General features: G+C 71.8%; 19 protein-coding genes. 14 read left to right on the top strand and 5 right to left on the bottom strand.

Annotated features, from left to right (window positions below; translation table 11 throughout):
- Positions 1 to 23: 23 nt before the first annotated feature.
- The 5 genes from AQJ66_RS20280 (at position 24) to AQJ66_RS20260 (ending at position 7,287) form a co-directional block, all read left to right on the top strand.
- A complete protein-coding gene (locus AQJ66_RS20280; protein WP_061923988.1) occupies positions 24 to 1,079 on the top strand; it encodes a hypothetical protein in 1,056 nt (351 codons plus the stop codon).
- A complete protein-coding gene (locus AQJ66_RS20275; protein ID WP_061923986.1) occupies positions 1,079 to 3,277 on the top strand; it encodes a bifunctional polysaccharide deacetylase/glycosyltransferase family 2 protein in 2,199 nt (732 codons plus the stop codon). The genes AQJ66_RS20280 and AQJ66_RS20275 overlap by 1 nt, the downstream gene beginning before the upstream one ends.
- Positions 3,274 to 4,521 carry an acyltransferase family protein gene (locus tag AQJ66_RS20270; RefSeq protein WP_061923983.1) on the top strand — a complete coding sequence of 416 codons (1,248 nt, stop codon included), beginning with the start codon at positions 3,274 to 3,276 and terminating at the stop codon, positions 4,519 to 4,521. Before AQJ66_RS20275 ends, AQJ66_RS20270 begins: the two co-directional genes overlap by 4 nt.
- A gap of 158 nt (positions 4,522 to 4,679) precedes the next feature.
- Positions 4,680 to 6,050, top strand: a complete 1,371-nt coding sequence (locus tag AQJ66_RS20265) for a nitrate/nitrite transporter (protein WP_061923980.1) — start codon at positions 4,680 to 4,682, stop codon at positions 6,048 to 6,050.
- Positions 6,051 to 6,135: 85 nt separating this feature from the next.
- Positions 6,136 to 7,287: a uroporphyrinogen-III synthase gene (locus AQJ66_RS20260; RefSeq protein WP_061923977.1), complete on the top strand. Its 1,152-nt coding sequence runs from the start codon at positions 6,136 to 6,138 to the stop codon at positions 7,285 to 7,287.
- A 13-nt stretch (positions 7,288 to 7,300) separates the two neighbouring features.
- Here AQJ66_RS20260 and AQJ66_RS20255 read toward each other — a convergent pair whose 3' ends face one another.
- Both AQJ66_RS20255 and AQJ66_RS20250 read right to left on the bottom strand, forming a co-directional pair.
- Complete coding sequence (locus AQJ66_RS20255) at positions 7,301 to 7,552, bottom strand: hypothetical protein (RefSeq protein WP_061923974.1); 252 nt, start codon at positions 7,550 to 7,552, stop codon at positions 7,301 to 7,303.
- Positions 7,549 to 7,905 (bottom strand): hypothetical protein, encoded by a 357-nt coding sequence (locus AQJ66_RS20250; RefSeq protein WP_063804058.1) that lies wholly within the window; start codon positions 7,903 to 7,905, stop codon positions 7,549 to 7,551. Before AQJ66_RS20250 ends, AQJ66_RS20255 begins: the two co-directional genes overlap by 4 nt.
- Positions 7,906 to 8,076: 171 nt before the next feature.
- On the opposite strand from AQJ66_RS20250, the gene AQJ66_RS20245 reads away from it, so the two are divergent.
- The gene (locus AQJ66_RS20245; RefSeq protein ID WP_061923968.1) at positions 8,077 to 8,856 is read left to right on the top strand and encodes a maleylpyruvate isomerase family mycothiol-dependent enzyme; all 780 of its coding nucleotides are present in this window, start codon (positions 8,077 to 8,079) and stop codon (positions 8,854 to 8,856) included.
- 24 nt (positions 8,857 to 8,880) lie between these two features.
- Here the strand turns inward: AQJ66_RS20245 and AQJ66_RS20240 are convergent, their stop codons facing one another.
- On the bottom strand, positions 8,881 to 9,354 hold the full coding sequence (locus tag AQJ66_RS20240; RefSeq protein WP_061924064.1) for an ATP-binding protein: 474 nt from the start codon (positions 9,352 to 9,354) through the stop codon (positions 8,881 to 8,883).
- A gap of 228 nt (positions 9,355 to 9,582) precedes the next feature.
- On the opposite strand from AQJ66_RS20240, the gene AQJ66_RS20235 reads away from it, so the two are divergent.
- Positions 9,583 to 10,434, top strand: coding sequence for a helix-turn-helix domain-containing protein (locus AQJ66_RS20235; RefSeq protein ID WP_061923965.1), 852 nt, complete (start codon positions 9,583 to 9,585; stop codon positions 10,432 to 10,434).
- Positions 10,435 to 10,443: 9 nt separating this feature from the next.
- Positions 10,444 to 10,641: a DUF397 domain-containing protein gene (locus AQJ66_RS37395; RefSeq protein WP_079060296.1), complete on the top strand. Its 198-nt coding sequence runs from the start codon at positions 10,444 to 10,446 to the stop codon at positions 10,639 to 10,641.
- Positions 10,642 to 10,644: 3 nt separating this feature from the next.
- On the opposite strand, the gene AQJ66_RS38890 is transcribed toward AQJ66_RS37395, so the two are convergent.
- Positions 10,645 to 10,782, bottom strand: a complete 138-nt coding sequence (locus AQJ66_RS38890; RefSeq protein ID WP_159052588.1) for a hypothetical protein — start codon at positions 10,780 to 10,782, stop codon at positions 10,645 to 10,647.
- 90 nt (positions 10,783 to 10,872) lie between these two features.
- Positions 10,873 to 11,439 carry a hypothetical protein gene (locus tag AQJ66_RS20230; RefSeq protein WP_244162872.1) on the bottom strand — a complete coding sequence of 189 codons (567 nt, stop codon included), beginning with the start codon at positions 11,437 to 11,439 and terminating at the stop codon, positions 10,873 to 10,875.
- Positions 11,440 to 11,632: 193 nt separating this feature from the next.
- Between AQJ66_RS20230 and AQJ66_RS20225 the strand changes: the two genes are divergently transcribed.
- From AQJ66_RS20225 to AQJ66_RS20200, 6 genes are all read left to right on the top strand, one after another.
- Positions 11,633 to 12,373 carry a hypothetical protein gene (locus tag AQJ66_RS20225; protein ID WP_208611400.1) on the top strand — a complete coding sequence of 247 codons (741 nt, stop codon included), beginning with the start codon at positions 11,633 to 11,635 and terminating at the stop codon, positions 12,371 to 12,373.
- Positions 12,374 to 12,518: 145 nt separating this feature from the next.
- A complete protein-coding gene (locus AQJ66_RS20220; protein WP_061923963.1) occupies positions 12,519 to 13,112 on the top strand; it encodes a CGNR zinc finger domain-containing protein in 594 nt (197 codons plus the stop codon).
- Between the two features lie 269 nt (positions 13,113 to 13,381).
- Entirely contained in the window at positions 13,382 to 13,966 is a 585-nt protein-coding gene (locus tag AQJ66_RS20215) for a sigma-70 family RNA polymerase sigma factor (protein ID WP_004930798.1), read from the top strand.
- Entirely contained in the window at positions 13,966 to 14,778 is an 813-nt protein-coding gene (locus AQJ66_RS20210) for an anti-sigma factor family protein (RefSeq protein ID WP_425264293.1), read from the top strand. The genes AQJ66_RS20215 and AQJ66_RS20210 overlap by 1 nt, the downstream gene beginning before the upstream one ends.
- A gap of 69 nt (positions 14,779 to 14,847) precedes the next feature.
- Positions 14,848 to 17,199, top strand: coding sequence for a HelD family protein (locus AQJ66_RS20205; RefSeq protein WP_061923958.1), 2,352 nt, complete (start codon positions 14,848 to 14,850; stop codon positions 17,197 to 17,199).
- Between the two features lie 369 nt (positions 17,200 to 17,568).
- On the top strand, positions 17,569 to 18,984 hold the full coding sequence (locus AQJ66_RS20200; protein WP_061923956.1) for an NAD-dependent malic enzyme: 1,416 nt from the start codon (positions 17,569 to 17,571) through the stop codon (positions 18,982 to 18,984).
- Positions 18,985 to 19,188 lie beyond the last annotated feature (204 nt).

The raw sequence follows: 19,188 nt of genomic DNA, 5'->3' as shown, positions 1-19,188 counted from the left end.
CATCCGCGACCTCGGCCGTCCCCATGCCCGGCGAACACACCCAGTGGTTCCAGGAGACCAGCACGTTTCCGGCCAACACCGGGGCCCGTGCCGCGGGTGACCCCCTCCCCGGCCGCGGAACCCTGCCGGGCGCCGGCCCGTCCCCCGCCGGACCCGGCGCCGCGGACACCGGGACACCCCGGGTCGGCCGCGCCGTCCCGGCCGGACCCGAGGACACCGTCGCCCTCCGGCGCATCCCCAGGCAGCCCGGCCCCGCCGACCTCCGCCGCTCCCCGGCGGCCCGGCCGGCACCGGACGCCCGCCCGGTGGGGCGGACCGACGCGGCCCCGGACCCCGGGCACACCGCCGTCCGCACCCCCCAGGGCGCCCCGCACACCTCCTGGAGCGCCCCGGAGACCTCCGCCGGGGACCCCAGGCACGACCCGCACGAGGTGACGGTCCAGATGGACGCCGTCCAGCTCGGCGGCATCCGGCTGAGCCCGGCCGCGGGCACCCCGCGCCCCGCCGGCCGCGACGACGGCCCGGTCTTCGTCGACGAGTCGGGCCGCCGCAGCCGCCGCTTCCGCCGCCTCGGCATGCTCCTCGGCCTCGCCTGCGCCGTCTACGCCGTCGTGATCCTGGCGACCCTGCTGTCCGGCAGCTCGGACGCGCCCTGGATCCCGGTGCCGCGGAACGAGGAGGAGCCGGCGGGGCGGGTGGACGTGCCGCCGGTGCCCGCCGAGTCCGCCCCGTCGTCGGCCGGCCCGAGCGGCTCGCCGGCCGCCCGCCCGTCCGCCGGCGGCGGCACCGCCCCGGCACCGGGCACCGGCGCCCACACCCCCGGCAGCCCGGCCGGCACCCGGCCGGCTGCCTCCGGGACCTCTTCCGGCTCGGCCGTCACCGGCGGTTCGTCCCCCGCCACCAGGCCCGCCACCCCGTCCGGCGGCACCGGCACGTCCCCGAGCAGCCCGGCCGGCGGAGCCTCCAGCCCCTCCGCGTCCCCGGTCGGCGGCCTGCACCCGTCCTTGCCGCCCATCGCGTTCGAGGCGCCCGTCAACGGCGCCCCCGCCCCCGACCCGTCCCCGGAGCCCGACCACTGATGGCATCCCGCACCCGCCGTCACGCCGCCGCACCCGCCCGTGACGGCCTCCGGCGCCGCCGCCTGCCCCTGCGCCTGACGCTGCCGCTGCTCCTCCTCGTCGCCCTCGTCGCGATGCTGATGCTGCGCGGCTACGTCCACAGCGAGATCCTCGCCGACCACCGGATCCAGCCGGAGGCCGCCACCGGCAAGGTCCCGGAGAAGATCCTCGACGGCGGCCCGGTCATCGACACCCGCGGCGGCCGCACCACCAGCCTGGGCGTCCCCGACCACCGCCTGGTCCTCACCTTCGACGACGGCCCGGACCCCACCTGGACCCCCAAGGTGCTCGACGTGCTGAAGAAACACCACGCGCACGCCGTCTTCTTCGTCACCGGCACCATGACCTCCCGCTACCCGGAACTGGTCAAGCGCATGGTCGACGAGGGCCACGAGGTCGGGCTGCACACCTTCAACCACCCCGACCTCTCCTACCAGTCCGAGAAGCGCATCGACTGGGAGCTGTCCACCAACCAGCTCGCCATCACCGGCGCCGCCGGCATCCGCACCTCCCTCTTCCGGCCGCCGTACTCCTCCTTCGCCGACGCCATGGACGACAAGTCCTGGCCGGTCACCGAGTACATCGGCACCCGCGGCTACATCACGGTCGTCAACAACACCGACAGCGAGGACTGGAAGAAGCCGGGCGTCGACGAGATCATCCGCCGGGCCACCCCGCACGGCGGCAAGGGCGCGATCGTGCTCATGCACGACTCCGGCGGCGACCGCCACCAGACCGTGCAGGCGCTCGACAGGTTCCTGCCGACGCTCCAGCGGCAGGGCTACACCTTCGACAACCTCACCGAGGCCCTGGGCGCGCCCAGCGCCTCCACCCGGGTCACCGGGGTCGAGCTGTGGAAGGGCAGGGCGTGGATCTTCCTGGTCTCCGCCTCGGACGGCATCACCGGCGCGCTGGTCGTCGGCCTCGCGGTGATCGGCGCGCTCGTCATCTCCCGCTTCGTCCTCATGCTGCTGCTCTCCGGCGCCCACGCCCGCCGCGTGCGCCGCACGGGGTTCACCTGGGGGCCGCCGGTGACCGAACCGGTGTCGGTCCTGGTCCCGGCGTACAACGAGGCCAAGTGCATCGAGAACACCGTGCGTTCCCTGACGGCGAGCGAGCACCCCATCGAGGTGATCGTCGTCGACGACGGCTCCACGGACGGCACCGCGCGCATCGTGGAGTCGCTGGGACTGCCGGGCGTCCGCGTGGTGCGCCAGCTCAACGCGGGCAAGCCCGCCGCCCTCAACCGGGGCCTGGCGAACGCCCGGTACGACCTGGTCGTGATGATGGACGGGGACACGGTCTTCGAACCGTCCACGGTCCGCGAACTGGTCCAGCCCTTCGGCGACCCCCGGGTGGGCGCCGTCGCCGGCAACGCCAAGGTCGGCAACCGCGACTCGCTCATCGGCGCCTGGCAGCACATCGAGTACGTGATGGGCTTCAACCTCGACCGCCGCATGTACGACATCCTGCGCTGCATGCCGACGATCCCCGGCGCCGTCGGGGCCTTCCGCCGCTCGGCCCTGGAACGGGTCGGCGGCATGAGCGACGACACCCTCGCCGAGGACACCGACATCACCATGGCGATCCACCGCGACGGCTGGCGCGTGGTGTACGCCGAGCGGGCCCGGGCCTGGACCGAGGCCCCGGAGTCCGTGCAGCAGCTGTGGTCCCAGCGCTACCGCTGGTCGTACGGCACCATGCAGGCGATCTGGAAGCACCGGCGCGCCGTGCTGGAGCGGGGCCCCTCGGGCCGCTTCGGCCGCGTGGGCCTGCCGCTGGTCTCCCTGTTCATGGTGCTGGCCCCGCTGCTGGCCCCGCTGATCGACGTGTTCCTGCTCTACGGCGTCGTGTTCGGCCCGACCCAGAGGACGATCGCGGCCTGGCTCGGGGTCCTCGCCCTCCAGCTGGTCTGCGCCGCCTACGCCTTCCGCCTGGACCGGGAGCGCATGACCCATCTGATCTCGCTGCCGCTGCAGCAGATCCTCTACCGCCAACTCATGTACGTCGTGCTGCTGCAGTCCTGGATCACTGCACTCACCGGCGGTCGGCTGCGCTGGCAGAAGCTGCGGCGCACGGGTGTCGTCGAGGCGCCCGGCGGCCCGGTGCCGACCCAGCGCAGCCGCCGCAGCAGCAGTGATCGGAGGCCCGTGGCATGACCCACGGATACACGGCCAGTACCCCGGAGCCGGTACCGTCGTACGGCCTGCCGCAGCAGGCGGTCGCGGAGCCCGGGCCCGGGCCCGCCCCGGCGCCGAGGAAGCCGGGCCGCGACCGCTACCTGGACCTGCTGCGCTCCATCGCCCTGGTCCGGGTCGTGGTGTACCACCTCTTCGGCTGGGCCTGGCTGACGGTGCTGTTCCCCTCGATGGGCGTCATGTTCGCGCTGGCGGGCTCGCTGATGGCGCGTTCCCTGAGCCGCCCGCCGCTGAGCGTGATCAGGAGCCGCGTCCGCCGGCTGCTGCCGCCGCTGTGGGCGTTCAGCGCGGTGGTGCTGGCGCTGATGTTCGCGGCCGGCTGGAACCCGGTGAAGGACCCGGACAACGGCGGTACGTGGGGCCTGGCCAAGCTGGTCGACTACGTCGTACCGGTCGGCGCGCCGCCGTTCCCCTGGCACCTCGGCGCCAAGTCGGGCCTGCTGGAGGACACCTGGGCGGTGCAGGCCGCCGGGCCGCTGTGGTACCTCCGCGCCTACCTCTGGTTCGTGATCGCCTCCCCGCTGCTGCTGTGGGCCTTCCGCCGCTTTCCGTGGCCGACCCTGCTCGCCCCGCTGGGCCTGACGGCGGTCGTCGGCACGGGGCTCGTGACGATCCCCGGCGAGACGGGCAACGCGGTGTCGGACTTCGCGGTCTACGGCGGCTGCTGGGTCCTGGGCTTCGCCCACCACGAGGGCATGCTGGCGAGGATCCCCCGCTACGCCGCCATCTCCGCCTCGGCCCTGCTGATGGCCTTCGGCCTGTGGTGGGCCTCGGGCCACCTCGGCCCCGACGGCTGGGACCTCAACGACATCCCGCTGGCCCAGGCCTGCTGGTCCTTCGGGTTCGTCGTCATCCTGCTCCAGTACTCCCCGTCCTGGCAGGAACTGCCCGGCCGGCTGGCCCGCTGGGACAAGCTGGTCACGCTGTCCAACAACCGCGCCGTGACGATCTACCTGTGGCACAACATGCTGATCATGGCCACCGTTCCGATCATCGACCAGGCGTACGACCTGCCCTTCATGCAGAGCCCCGGTGCGGAGGCGGCGCTCGACTCCAGCTACATGCTGTGGATGTTCCTCCTGGTCTGGCCGCTGATCGGCCTGACGATCCTGGCCTTCGGCTGGATCGAGGACATCGCCGCCAGGCGCCGCCCCCGGCTGTGGCCGAACGGGGCGAACCGGGGTGGGGCGCGGCGCGGGGCCTGAGACGGCCGGGTCGCCGAAGGCCTCACCGCCGCCGGGGACGCCGCGTGAGAGCAACGTTCCCTTCCGGTCACCCACAGCCACAGCACGGAAACCCGGCCTCCCTACCTTCGGGCTCAGTCCCCGTTGGAAGACCGAGCCCGGAGCACCGTGGAGGCGTCATGACAGCCCCAGCCCCAACCCGACGCAGTGGCCGCTGGATCGAGCGCTGGGATCCCGAGGACGAGCGGTTCTGGGAGGAGACCGGACGGCGGACCGCCAACCGGAACCTCTGGTTCTCCGTCCTCTCCGAGCACATCGGGTTCTCGGTGTGGACCCTGTGGTCCGTCCTGGTCCTGTTCATGGGCCCCGAGTACGGGCTCACCCCGGCCGACAAGTTCCTGCTGACCTCCGTGGTCACGCTCGTCGGGGCCGTCGCCCGGGTGCCGTACACCTTCGCCGTGGCCGTCTTCGGCGGGCGGAACTGGACGGTCGTCTCGGCGAGCCTGCTGCTCGTCCCGACGACCGCCGCCTTCGTGGTGATGGAGCCGGGGACCTCCTTCTCCACCTTCCTGCTGGTGGGCCTGCTGGCCGGCATCGGCGGCGGCAACTTCGCCTCGTCCATGACCAACATCAACGCCTTCTTCCCGCTCAGGAAGAAGGGGTGGGCCCTCGGGCTGAACGCCGGCGGCGGCAACGTCGGCGTGGCGGCGATCCAGCTGGTGGCGCTCGCCGTCATCGGTGCCGGCGGCGGGCCCCGGGTGCTGCTCGGGATCTACATCCCGCTCATCGTCGTCGCCGCGGTCCTCGCCGCGTTCTTCATGGACAACATCGAGAACGTCAGGAACGACACCGGCGCCGCCAAGGACGCCGCGAAGGACGTCCACACCTGGATCATGTCCGTGCTCTACATCGGCACGTTCGGGTCCTTCATCGGCTACAGCTTCGCCTTCGGGCAGGTGCTGACCAACCAGTTCGGCCGCACCCCGCTGCAGGCCACCTACCTCACCTTCATGGGCCCGCTGCTCGGCTCCCTGATCCGGCCCGTCGGCGGCCGGCTCGCCGACCGGTACGGCGGCGCGCGGATCACCCTCTGCACCTACGTCGCCATGGCCGCCGCCACCGCCGTCCTGGTCGTCGCCGGCATGCAGAAGTCGCTGCCCCTGTTCGTGGCCGCCTTCGTCGTCCTGTTCTCGCTGACCGGCATCGGCAACGGCTCCACGTTCAAGATGATCCCCGGCATCTTCCAGGCCAGGGCCCTGGCCGAGGGACTGGAGGGCGAGGAGGCGGTCCGGTACGGGCGCCGGCTCTCCGGTGCCTCCATGGGCCTCATCGGCGCGGTCGGCGCGCTCGGCGGTGTCGGCATCAACCTCGCCTTCCGCCAGTCCTTCCTGTCCTACGGCTCCGGCACCGGCGCCTTCGTCGCCTTCCTCGCCTACTACGCCGTCTGCTTCGCGCTCACCTGGGCCGTATACCTTCGCCGTACGGCCCCCGCGACCCGGGCCACGGCCTCCGCCGAGGCAAAGCCCCAGCTCAGCTACGTTGAGGTGTGACGTAACACCGCGGACATCGCGCCGAACCGAGCCTGTCACGCGCCGTTGACAGGCTCGTTCGGCATGCGGGTCAGCTAGGAGAGCCATGTACGACGAACAGCAGCACCCCGAACAAGGACCCCTCGCCGGGTTCACCGTGGGCGTCACCGCCGCGCGCCGTGCCGAGGAACTGGGCGCGCTGCTGCAGCGGCGCGGTGCCGCCGTCCTGCACGCACCCACCCTGCGCATCGTCCCGCTCGCCGACGACGGCGAACTGCTCGTCGCCACCAAGGAGCTCATCGACCAGGTGCCGGACGTGGTGGTGGCCACCACCGCCATCGGGTTCCGGGGCTGGATCGAGGCCGCCGAGGGCTGGGGCCTGGGGGAACCGCTCCTCGCCCGCCTGCGCGGGGTGGAACTGCTGGCCCGCGGCCCCAAGGTCAAGGGCGCCATCCGCGCCGCCGGCCTCACCGAGGAGTGGTCGCCGTCCAGCGAGTCCATGGCCGAGGTGCTGGACCGGCTGCTGGAGGAGGGCGTGGACGGGCGCCGGGTCGCCGTCCAGCTGCACGGCGAGCCCCTGCCCGGCTTCGTCGAGTCGCTCAGGGCCGGGGGAGCGGAGGTCGTCCCGGTGCCGGTCTACCGCTGGATGCCGCCGGAGGACCTCGGCCCCGTGGACCGGCTGCTGGAAGCCGTCGTCTCCCGCGGGCTGGACGCGCTCACCTTCACCAGCGCACCGGCCGCCGCCTCCCTGCTCTCCCGCGCCGAGGACCGGGGCCTGCTGGCCGAGGTCCTGTCCGCCCTCGGCCACGACGTCCTGCCCGCCTGCGTGGGCCCGGTGACGGCGCTGCCGCTCCAGGTCCGGGGCGTCGACACCGTCCAGCCCGAGCGCTACCGCCTCGGCCCCCTCGTCCAGCTCCTGTGCCAGGAACTGCCCGGCCGCGCCCGGGCGTTGCCCGTCGCCGGGCACCGGATGGAGATCCGCGGCCACGCGGTCCTGATCGACGGGGAGCTGAAGCCCGTGCCGCCCGCCGGCATGTCGCTGCTGAGGGCGCTGGCGCGCCGCCCGGGCTGGGTGGTGGCCCGGGCCGACCTGCTGCGCGCACTGCCGGGCGCGGGCCGCGACGAGCACGCGGTGGAGACGGCGATGGCCCGCCTCCGCACGGCACTCGGCGCCCCGAAGCTGATCCAGACGGTGGTGAAACGGGGGTACCGGCTGGCGTTGGACCCGGCGGCGGACGCGAAGTACGCGGACGCGTGAACGGGGGAGGTGCTCAGAGGTACGTCGCCTGGTGGACGTAGAGACACTCGTGCCGCGGGACGATCAAGTAGAGGAAGAATCCACCCGGTACGTGCGCGACGTTCCCCTTCGGGCCCGCCTCCTGGTACGAGGCGCCGTCGAGATGGAACGCGGCCGCCGCGCGGACCAACTCGTCCGCCTGCTTCTCGACCTCGGCGACGAAGGCGGGCGGAGCGCCGCCGATGACGTAAGCCTCGTCCGGGTCGTACTCCCATCGCCAGGTCACGCGGACACCGCCTGCCGGGCCTCGGCCTCGATGGCGCGCAGTACTGACATCGCCTCGCGGAACTCGGGGTCGTCCCTGCTGTCGGTGTTGTGTACGGACACGAGTGCGGCCTGGTAACGGGAGCGGAGGTCGGGACGCCGCTCGATCTCAACCTGCGCCTGCCAGTACGTGAGCCAGTACTGCAAGTGGCCGATCTTGCCGTCCTGGAGCGCAGCCCCGAGCGCCTGCTCCTTGTGCTGTTCCATTTCGCCCAGACGGTGGGGGGCGACACGCGCCAGCGCGACACGAACGGCCGCCGGCGTGCGCTCGGGGCGTGGAATCAGTTCATGACCGTGGTCCGGTTGCGTCGTCACGCGCAGCACCTCCGTACTCGGCTTCCTGTGCCCACCGTACTGGGAACGACCGACAGCCACGTGTGTGGCAGCGTCCCCGGCAGCTGCTCGGTTCACGGCCGCCGCGCGCTGGCCGAGGCGGCCACGATAAATCGCTGTCCGGTCGCCGGAGCGCGGCGATAGACACCCGGAGTGCAAGAAACTTTGGAATTCCTCGATCTGCTGCGACTGAACGACGAACGGTCGGCCGCCTTCCGTGACGCGGTCGCCTCCGCTCCCAGCCTCGACGCGCAGGTGCCGTCCTGTCCCGGGTGGACCCTGTTCGATCTGCTGCGGCATCTGGGCGAGGGGCGCCGCACGTGGGCCGCCATCGTCGCCGCGGGGCCCGCCGACGCTCCCCCCGCCAAGTCCGTGTGGGACACCCCGGCCGCGCCCCGGGAGCGCGAGGCCCTGCTGGACCGGTGGTCGGCATCGGCGCAGCAACTCCTGTACACCCTGCGGGAGTCCGGCCCGGACCGCGGCTGCTGGACCTGGTGGGGCGCCTCGCAGTCACCGCAGACCGCCGGTGCCGTCGCCAGGCACCAGCTCCAGGAGATCACCGTCCACACCTACGACGCCCAGCTCACCGCGGGCGCCGCACAGCCGCTGCCGGACGAGGTGGCGCTCGACGGTGTCGACGAGTTCCTGCACACCTGCTGCGTGACGACGGCCGCCTGGCCGCACGAGCCCGCCACCGTCGACTACCACGCCACCGAGGGCCACTCCTGGCGCCTCACCCTGTCCGCCGACGGCGCACGCACGACCCGCCTGCCGGACGCCGGTGCCGGCCTGCCCACGGCCGACGCCTCCCTGCGGGCCACGGCCGACGAACTGGTCCTGGCCCTGTACGGCCGCGTCCCGGTGGACCCCCTGAAGGTCGAGGGCGACCCGCGCCTCTTCGACCAGCTTCTGGCCTGGGAGCCGGAGGAGTAGCCGTTTCGCAGGCCCCGCATGACGTCAGGCGACGATTCCCCTCTTCCCCGCACCCCGCCCGCCCACCTCGAACCACAGCAGCTTCCCCGCTCCCCGATCCAGCGGACTGTCACCGAGGGGCCAGCCGTCCCAGGAATCGGCGTACTGCTGTACGAGGTGCAGGCCGCGTCCCCCTTCGGCCTCCGTCGGGGCGCCCGGGACGCGGTCCCAGGGCGGGTCGCCGAAGGGCGCCGGGATGCGCGGGTGGCTGTCCCACACCCCGACCCGCAACCGACCGTCGGCCAGGGCGGTCAGCCGCAGGGAGGCGGGGCCGCTGGTGTGCCGGTAGGCGTTGGTGACCAGTTCGGACGTCAGCAACTCGACCGCCTCCAGTACCTCTTGTCTCCCGTGACTTTGCAGCGCCGCCCGTACGGTCACACGTGCGACGCGTGCCGCGCGCGGATCATGGGGCAGGCGAAGGGCGTACGCCCAGGTGTGGGGCAGGGATACGGTGCCCATGGAAACCTCCGGCAAGAGAAGGGACTCGGGCTCGCTCAACATCCGCACCCGGCGGTGGCTCTGCCTGGCGAGGTGCGCTTCCGACTTATGGATGCGAGGAGTTGGGCGGGCTGACGCGGACAACGTAGCGACAGTGATGGTAGGTATTCCATTGGATCGTCGAATACCTTCTAGTAGTCACCTGTGTGAGTGACTCAGCAAGCCCACGTCCAGGAGAGAAGCTTCGTCATGCCACCTGCGTCCTCCGTGACCCTGCGGCAGCAGCGTCTTGGCGCCGAGCTGCGCAAGCTCCGCGAGCGCGCCGGGCTGACATCGACCGCGGCCGCCGCGCTCCTCGGCGCTCCGCAGGCCCGAGTCAGCAACATCGAAGCCGGGCGGTACGCCGTGAGCGCCGATCGCGTGCGCACCCTGGCCCGCAACTACAGTGCAGCCGACGAGGCGTACGTCGATGCGCTCGCCGGCATGACGGGTGCGCGGCAGCGCGGCTGGTGGGAGGAGTACCGCGACAAGCTACCGACCGGCCTCCTGGACCTCGCCGAACTCGAGCACCATGCCACCGCGATGCGCGTGGCCGTCACCGTCCACATGCCAGGTCTGCTCCAGACACCGGAGCATGCTCGGGCCACCATGCGGGAAGCGGTGCCGCCTCTGCGCCCGTACGAGATCGAGCACCGCGTCTCCTACCGGGTGAAGCGTCAGGCCGTTCTCTTCGAGGGCACTCCGACGTCCTACACTGCCATCGTCCACGAGGCGGCCCTGCGCATGGGATTCGGTGGCCCGGACGTCGCCCGCGCACAGCTTCACCACCTCCTGGAGATGAGTGAGGAGCCCACGGTGACCGTGCTGGTGCTGCCGTTCGGCCAGACCGGCTTTCCCGCCGCGGGGCAGCCGATCACCTACGCTGCCGGACCAGTTCCTCAGCTCGACACGGTCGTCCTGGACACTGACCATGGCTGCGAGTTTCTGGATGCGGAAGCGCAGCTACAGCGGTATCGCTCTGTGCTGGACCGGATGGAGTCACGCGCCCGACCCGAACCCGAGTCCCGGGATCTCATTCACCGCATCGCCGCAGAACTCTGAGGAGCCAACATGTCCGGACTGACGTGGCAGAAGTCCACCCACAGCGCCGAAGCCGCCAACTGCGTCGAGATAGCCAGAACACCCTCGGTCATACACATCCGCGACTCCAAGACCCCCACGGCCCCGCACCTTTCGTTCCCGCCCACCACTTGGACGGCGTTTCTCTCCTGCGCACTGGACGCCAGAAGCCCATCCGCTCCGTGCTGATGGTCAGTGGGACTCGGAGGGTGAAGCCGGTCCGTCGATGGCGAGGAAGCGCAGCTCGGGGACTTCGACGAGCTCCCGGTCGGTGTTCTTTGGGGCGTAACACCTCTTGAGCTCGCGCTTGACGTCGTACCTGGTGTCCATGCCGGGGAACCCTCCTGTGCTCCACCGCGATCACGCAAGAAGCCGACAACCGGTCGTCGTGGTCATCGAGCATGTGTGAGCAGGGCCGGTTCAGGCCGGGCAGCGTGTCCACAGGGACAGGTCGCTGCTCGTGGCGACGTCGATGGTCTGACCGGAGGGGGAGAAGCCGGCGGCTCGGAACTCGGAGTGGTCGGCGTGGAAGATGTGCCACCACCCCTCTCCGTGCGGACCGGCGTGAGGCAGCCCCCCGTCCCGGGACAGCAGGACCCGATCGTTCGGCCAGGACGGAGCGACGACCTCCAGGATCCAGCCGTCAGCCGTGACGGTGTGGAATCCTCCCCCGAAAAGCCCGGCTGTCCGGACCCTGCTGCCGGCGATCGGGCCCAAGCCAGGGCACGACAGGTCGGCGGACGTGTCGGGAGTGCGCCCGTCCGGGTCGGGGTCGCGGTCCCGGGCGATCTTCTCCCCCGTGACGGCGTCGAAGAGCCCGTGGCCGTCGTGCGAAACGACCATCACCAGGTCGTGGCCGCTGTCGGGGTGCGAGGCGAAGCCGATCCCGAGAAGTCCCCCGACAGGGACGCCGTGCTCGTACGCGAAGACGGGCCGCCACGGTTCGGGCGCGGGTACCACCGGGGCCGCGAGGAGCCGATCCCGCATGGCTCGCTGGTAGGTGGAAAGCGCCGGTTCGGGCCCCGGTTGCCCCACCGGAGCCGCCTTCTTGGTCCACTTCGTCACCGCCTCATGATCCGCGCTCCCGGCCGCGACGTGCCAGTCGATCACCAAGCGGACCCGGTCGTGACTCCCGTACCCTTGACCTGGGGCTCAGCCCAACCTCGCCGGGGTGATGGAGATGCTCGACCTTTCCTCCGCGCTGTCCGATGCCACGCCCGTACGGGGCCGGGCGCCATGGCCCGGTCACGAATACGTCAAGGGCTGGGGTGTCTTCGGGCTCCCCTTCGATTCGGGTCACGTACTGGCCCTCCGGGTCTTTCCGGAGAACTGCTTCGGCCCCTACCGCACCTTGTGGCATCGCGACCCGAGCGGCAGCTGGTCGATCCACGTCGACGGGCCACGACTGGACACCGCGTGCCCCAGGTACTACGGCGCTGCCTGCGACTACACCGGGCATGCCCGGATCGGGCTCACGTGGACGGGCCCGGCCACCCTGCGGGTGACGATGGACTCCCCCTCCCTGGACTGGACCCTCACCGCCTCCGCGACCCGACTCCTCGGTCTCCTCAACGGCATCGGCGGGGCGCTCCCGCTCGCCACCTGGCGCCCTCGGCTCCTGGTGCGGGCTCGCGAGCGGCTGGCCCGTGCGCTGGGCATGGGGGACCTCCGGTTGTCCGGCACGATGCCGAGCGGTCACACCGGAACGCTCATGCCGCAGCGGATGTACTTCGTCGACGACTCGCACGCCACGTTCGACGGCGCCGACCTCGGGCGTCCGGTCCGGCTGAGGGAGAACCCACGCATCGGTGACGTGCCCCTGCCTGCTCGCGGCACGCTCGCCATCGGCCAGGCGGTGTGGGAGATCCTCGACCCGGCGGAGTACGAGCGCACTCGCACCGAGACCGCCCGGAGACGCTGATCGCGGAGTCCGGGTGCGCTCACCACCGGTCCAAGGGGTTCCGGCCGCGCCCGCCTGCGGGCACTGTGGGGGAGGGAAGTCCCCACTCTGAAATCCCGTCCGCTTCTCCGGTTCTCCGTTCTCCGTCCTAGGCGGTGACAGGCACATGGCACTGGGTACGGCCACGTCCCCGTACGAGCCGCGGTTCGACGCGGGGCGGATCTGTCTGGATCTGCTCGCCACCACGCATCCCGTCGAACGGCTGGACGCCGTCGAGCCGTTGTGCGCGTGGATCACCGGGTCCGGGCTGGTGCCGCCCGGTACCGCGCTGGCGCACGCCGACGCCGAGTGGGCGGCCGCGTTCCGGGAACTGCGGGGGTGTGTCGACCAGTTGGTGCGCGGCTCGCACACGCTGCTGCCGGCGTCGTACGACCTCGCGCTGCGCCGGCTCAACGAGGCCGCCCGCGCCGCGCCCCCCGCGCCGTGCGCCGTACGCCGTGCGGACGGCACGCTGGTGCGGGAGTCGGCCGTGGTGCCCGAGTGCGCGGGGCTGCTCGCGGTCGTCGCGCGGGACGCCGTCGAGCTGCTGACCGATCCCGTCGCGCGGGCCGCGGTGCGGGAGTGCGAGGGGGACAACTGCCCCGTCGTGTACCTGGACACCTCGCGCGGCCGGCGCCGCCGCTGGTGCTCCAGCGAGATCTGCGGCAACCGTGAGCGGGTGGCCCGGCACCGGCGGCGGGCGGCCCTCGCGCGGGCCTGAGTGTCCGGTTCGGGCCGTCTGCCGGATTCCGCCTTCGAAAGTGCCCAAGTGATTTGTGCAACACCGGGTTTGGCTGCCCGTCAGTACGGGCAGCCCGGAGCCCGCCCGTGCTGTGCCGGAAATGTAAAGAACATGCGGTGGGAATGTGCGCGCATGTCCCGCTCGTCACGCCAGTGCAGGGAAAACCGTCCCCTCCCGTTGAACATCACGCGGCTCCCGTCCGTACGGGTGGGCGAGCGACCGACTGGGGGAACCCCCGGACACCGGAGGTGGGCGTGCGCAAGGATGCGGCCGTGGCCAATGAACGTGGAGCGAGGGCCCGACATCGCATGTCCTCACAGCCCTCGGAACCGGATGAGGAGTTGATGCGTGCGCTGTACCGCGAGCACGCCGGACCTCTGCTCGCGTATGTCCTCAGGCTGGTCGCCGGAGACCGGCAGCGCGCCGAGGACGTCGTGCAGGAAACGCTCATCCGTGCCTGGAAGAACGCCGGTCAGCTCAATCGGGCGACCGGCTCGGTACGCCCCTGGCTGGTGACGGTCGCGCGACGCATCGTCATCGACGGCCACCGCAGCCGGCAGGCCCGGCCGCAGGAGGTCGATCCGTCGCCGCTGGAGGTCATCCCCGCGGAGGACGAGATCGACAAGGCGCTGTGGCTGATGACGCTGTCGGACGCGCTCGACGACCTGACCCCGGCCCACCGGGAGGTTCTCGTCGAGACGTACTTCAAGGGGCGTACCGTCAATGAGGCGGCCCAGACCCTGGGCATACCCAGCGGCACGGTCCGTTCCCGGGTGTTCTACGCCCTGCGGTCGATGAAGCTGGCACTGGAGGAGCGGGGGGTGACGGCGTGATGAGTGTGTACGGGGGATTCGGAGCGAGCGGTACGGGTATGTCTGGCCCCATGCAGGGATCTCCGGTGCCGAACGAGCACGAAACCGTCGGCGCTTACGCCCTCGGGATCCTGGACGACGCCGAGGCAACCGCTTTCGAGGCCCACCTGGCCGGGTGCGAGTGGTGCGCCCAGCAGCTCGACGAGCTGGCCGGGATGGAGCCGATGCTGGCCGCCCTCGCGGACCTGCCGGACTCCGGCAGTACGCCCTCGATCGGCGAGTCGCTGTCCGCCAAGCCCAGCCCGCGGCTGGTGGAGAAGCTGGTCGACGAGGTCGCCGACCGCCGGGCGCAGAAGCGGCGCAAGGGCTTCTACCTGGTCGCGGCCGCGGCCGTGCTGATCGTCGGCGGCCCGGTGGGCGTCATGGCGGCGAGCGGCGGTGACTCGGGGCAGACGGCCACACCGCTGGCGGCCTCCGCCCAGCAGACCTTCGACCAGCTGCCCGACAAGGTCAGCGGCAAGGACGCCGGGACGGGCGCCACGGCGACGGTCGCCATGGGCGAGAAGGACTGGGGCACCTCCGCGGTCCTCGAGCTCAAGGGCGTCAAGGGCCCGCTGAAGTGCTCCCTGGTCGCCGTCGGCACCGACGGCGAGCGCCAGACCCTGGGTTCCTGGTCCGTCCCCAAGTGGGGCTACGGCATCCCCGCCGGCAAGACCGAGGAGTCCAGGAAACCGCTGTACATCGGCGGCGGCACGGCCCTGAAGCCGAACGAGATCGACCACTTCGAGGTGACGACCTTCGACGGCAAGAAGCTCGTTCAGGTGGACGCGTAGCCGCCGTAGCTTTGCCGGGTCCCCTTCGCGTACGGTTGACGGCTGCCCAGCACGTCAGAAGGGGGCCCGGTGGCCGCTCAGGTTCAGCAGTCCGCGGTCGGATCGGTACAGGCGCACGACTCCGTGCGCGACCGAGAGATCAGCGTCGAACAGGAACACCTGGACCGGGTGTACCGGCGGCTCGAGGAGAAGATCCACGAGGCCGAGTTCCTGATGAACGACGCGGCCCAGCGCGGCCAGGTGGGCACCCCCGGCGCGCTGGCCGAACGGGACGCCCAGGTCTTCCGGGCCGGCATCCACCTGAACCGGCTGAACAACGAGTTCGAGGACTTCCTGTTCGGCCGGATCGACCTGCTGCTCGGCAAGGACGGGAAGAAGGGACCCGACGGCGCCTACACGGCGGTGGAGCCGGCGGAGGGGGCGGTGCGCCCCGACAGCACCGCCGACATCGCCGAGACCCTGCACATCGGGCGCATCGGCGTCCTCGACGAGGAGTACGCCCCCCTCGTCATCGACTGGCGGGCGCCGGCCGCCGCGCCCTTCTACCGGTCCACGCCCCGCGACCCCGGGCGGGTCGTGCGGCGCCGGGTCATCCGCTCCAAGGGCCGCCGGGTCCTCGGCGTCGAGGACGACCTGATGCGGCCCGAGCTGACGGCGTTCCTCGACGGCCGCGAGCTGCCGGTCATCGGCGACGGCGCCCTGATGGCCGCGCTCGGCCAGGCCCGCGGCCACACGATGCGGGACATCGTCGCCTCCATCCAGGCCGAGCAGGACCTGGTCATCCGCGCCCCCGCCGCCTCCGTCACGTACGTGGAGGGCGGCCCGGGCACGGGCAAGACGGCGGTCGCCCTGCACCGCGCCGCCTACCTGCTCTACCAGGACCGCAGACGCTACGCGGGCGGCATCCTGATCGTCTCGCCGACCCCGCTGCTGGTGGCCTACACCGAGGGCGTGCTGCCCTCGCTCGGCGAGGAGGGCCAGGTCGCGATCCGCGCGATCGGCTCCCTGGTCGACGGCGTGGCGGCCACGCTGTACGACTCCCCGGCCGTGGCCCGCGCCAAGGGCTCGTACCGGATGCTGAAGGTGCTGCGCAAGGCGGCCCGGGGCGCGCTGGAACTCGGGGCGGCCGCCCCGCCCGCCGGGGACGAGGACACCGCACGGGCGGCCCCCGCCGGGCCGCCCACCCGGCTCCGGGTGGTCGCCTTCGGGCGCCGGCTGGAACTGGAGGCCGAGGAACTGGAGCGCGTGCGCCGCACCGCACTCGGCGGCACCGCCCCGGTCAACCTGCTGCGCCCGCGTGCCCGCAAGCTGCTGCTGGACGCCCTGTGGGCGAAGTCCGGCGCGGCCTCCCGGCACACCGACCCGGAGCTGGCCGCCGAGCTGCGCGGCTCCTTCGACGAGGACGTCGCCGGCGAGGACTCCTTCCTCGCGTTCCTCGACGCCTGGTGGCCCGAGCTGACCCCGAAGGCCGTCCTCGCCGCGATGGCCGACGAGCGGCGGCTCGGCCGCTGGGCGCGCCGGATCCTCAACCCCGGTGAGGTCCGCAAGGTGGCCCGCTCGCTGAAGCGGGACGGCTTCTCCGTGCACGACATCGCGATGCTGGACGAGCTGCAGGCGATCCTCGGCACGCCGGCCCGTCCGCGCAGGAAGCGCGAGCTCGACCCGCTGGACCAGCTCACCGGTCTGGAGGAGCTGATGCCGGTGCGCGAGGAGACCCAGCGCGAGCGGGCCGAGCGCCTCGCGCAGGAGCGCACCGAGTACGCGCACGTCATCGTGGACGAGGCGCAGGACCTGACCCCGATGCAGTGGCGCATGGTCGGCCGCCGCGGCCGGCACGCCACCTGGACGGTCGTCGGCGACCCCGCCCAGTCCTCCTGGTCCGACCCGGACGAGGCGGCCGAGGCCCGCGACGAGGCCCTGGGCACCCGGCCCCGGCGCCGCTTCCAGCTCACCGTCAACTACCGCAACCCGGCGGAGATCGCCGAGCTGGCCTCCCGGGTGCTGGCGCTCGCCATGCCCGGCGCCGAGGCGCCGTCCGCCGTGCGGTCCACCGGGGTCGAGCCGCGCTTCAGCGTCCTGCGGGGCTCCCTGGAGCAGTCGGTGCGCGCCGAGGCCGAGCGGCTGCTGGAGCTGGTCGACGGCACGGTCGGCGTGGTCGTGGCGATGAACCGGCGCGAGGAGGCCCGGCGCTGGCTGGCCGGGCTCGGTGACCGGGTGGTGGCGCTCGGCAGCCTGGAGGCCAAGGGCCTCGAGTACGACGCGACGATCGTCGTGTCGCCCGCGGAGATCGCCGACGAGTCCCCGGCCGGGCTGCGCGTGCTGTACGTGGCGCTGACCCGGGCCACGCAGCAGCTCACGGTGGTCTCCGGGGAGCGGGACGAACCGGACGCGGCGGGGGTGCCGGACCTGCTGCGCGAGTGAGAACCCCATGAACTCACGGCGCGGGAATGGCCTTACGGGATCCGTTTGTTAGCCTGGGTGTGGCACCGGCCCGATCCAAGCCCCCGGGCCCAACCATAGTCGCTGCGAGCGACCACTTGCCGCGAGGCGAGCATGGCGGGTCGGTGTCATGAACGTGTGGGAGGCCCACGTCACTTCTGTGACGTGGGCCTCCCGCTTTTGGGCTTACGCCCGGTGATCGTCTCTCGTATGGTGGAAGTAGAATTCCGAAAGTGCGCGCCTGTGGTGAACACAACGTCCGCAATCCAGGGCGGCTACCACGTACTCAGGGGTAGGTGCGACGATCGGACGGCACAACACGCGACACGGTGAAAGCAGAGGAAGTCGGCCATGGCAACGGCGCCCAGCGTCTCCTACTCGATGACCATCCGGCTGGAGGTGCCCGCGAGCGGAACCGCCGTCTCGCAGCTCACCACCGCCGTGGAGTCCTCCGGAGGCTCGGTCACCGGCCTCGACGTCACCGCGTCCGGTCACGAGAAGCTCCGCATCGACGTCACCATCGCGGCGTCCTCCACGGCGCACGCCGAGGAGATCGTCGGCAAGCTGCGCACCATCGAGGGCGTCACCCTCGGCAAGGTCTCCGACCGTACGTTCCTGATGCACCTCGGCGGCAAGATCGAGATGGCGTCGAAGCACCCCATCCGCAACCGCGACGACCTCTCGATGATCTACACCCCGGGTGTGGCCCGCGTCTGCATGGCCATCGCGCAGAACCCCGAGGACGCCCGCCGCCTGACCATCAAGCGCAACTCCGTTGCTGTCGTGACGGACGGCTCCGCCGTGCTGGGCCTGGGCAACATCGGCCCGAAGGCCGCGCTGCCGGTCATGGAGGGCAAGGCGGCCCTGTTCAAGCGCTTCGCCGGCATCGACGCCTGGCCGATCTGCCTGGACACCCAGGACACCGACGCCATCGTCGAGATCGTCAAGGCGATCGCCCCGGGGTTCGCCGGCATCAACCTCGAGGACATCTCCGCCCCCCGCTGCTTCGAGATCGAGGCGCGGCTGCGCGAGGCCCTGGACATCCCCGTCTTCCACGACGACCAGCACGGCACCGCCATCGTCGTCCTCGCCGCCCTGACCAACGCGCTGCGCTGCACCGGGAAGGCGATCGAGAACATCCGCGTCGTCATGTCCGGCGCGGGCGCGGCCGGCACGGCCATCCTCAAGCTGCTGATCGCCGCCGGTGTGAAGAACGCCGTCGTCGCGGACATCAACGGCGTCGTGCACGCCGGCCGCGCGGACCTGGTGGACGCCCCGGCCGGCTCGGCGCTGCGCTGGATCGCCGACAACACCAACCCCGAGAACCTCACCGGCACCCTGAAGGAGGCCGTGCACGGCGCCGACGTGTTCATCGGCGTCTCCGCCCCGAACGTCCTGGACGGCGACGACGTGGCCGCCATGGCCGACGGCGCCATCGTGTTCGCGCTCGCGAACCCCGACCCGGAGGTCGACCCGGCGGTCGCCCGCCAGACCGCGGCCGTCGTGGCCACCGGCCGCTCCGACTTCCCCAACCAGATCAACAACGTGCTGGTCTTTCCGGGTGTCTTCCGCGGCCTGCTGGACGCCCAGTCCCGCACCGTCAACACCGAGATGATGCTCGCCGCCGCGAAGGCCCTCGCCGACGTGGTCACCGAGGACGAGCTGAACCCGAACTACATCGTCCCGAGCGTCTTCAACGAGAAGGTCGCGGGCGCCGTGGCCGGAGCGGTCCGCGAGGCCGCCAAGGCGGCCGGGGCAACGGTCTGACACGGTCGTACCGTAGGGTGCAGGGGCTGTGAGGATCGACACGGCAGCCCCCCGCACGGCGCGTCGTGGAACCACCCGTCGGCGGGCGCCCTCTAGGGTGACGGCCGGGCAAGGGGCCTTTCTGTGACTCCCTAGGGTGTTCTCACGACTCCTACGAGTGCCGGATTGGCTTTCCCGCCGCAGGTAGGGGCAGGATGCGTCCCT

Origin of the sequence: Streptomyces bungoensis (genome assembly GCF_001514215.1) — a bacterium.
In the GTDB taxonomy this organism is placed as follows: Bacteria; Actinomycetota; Actinomycetes; order Streptomycetales; family Streptomycetaceae; genus Streptomyces; species Streptomyces bungoensis.
This window is presented reverse-complemented; position numbering and strand designations above follow the sequence as displayed.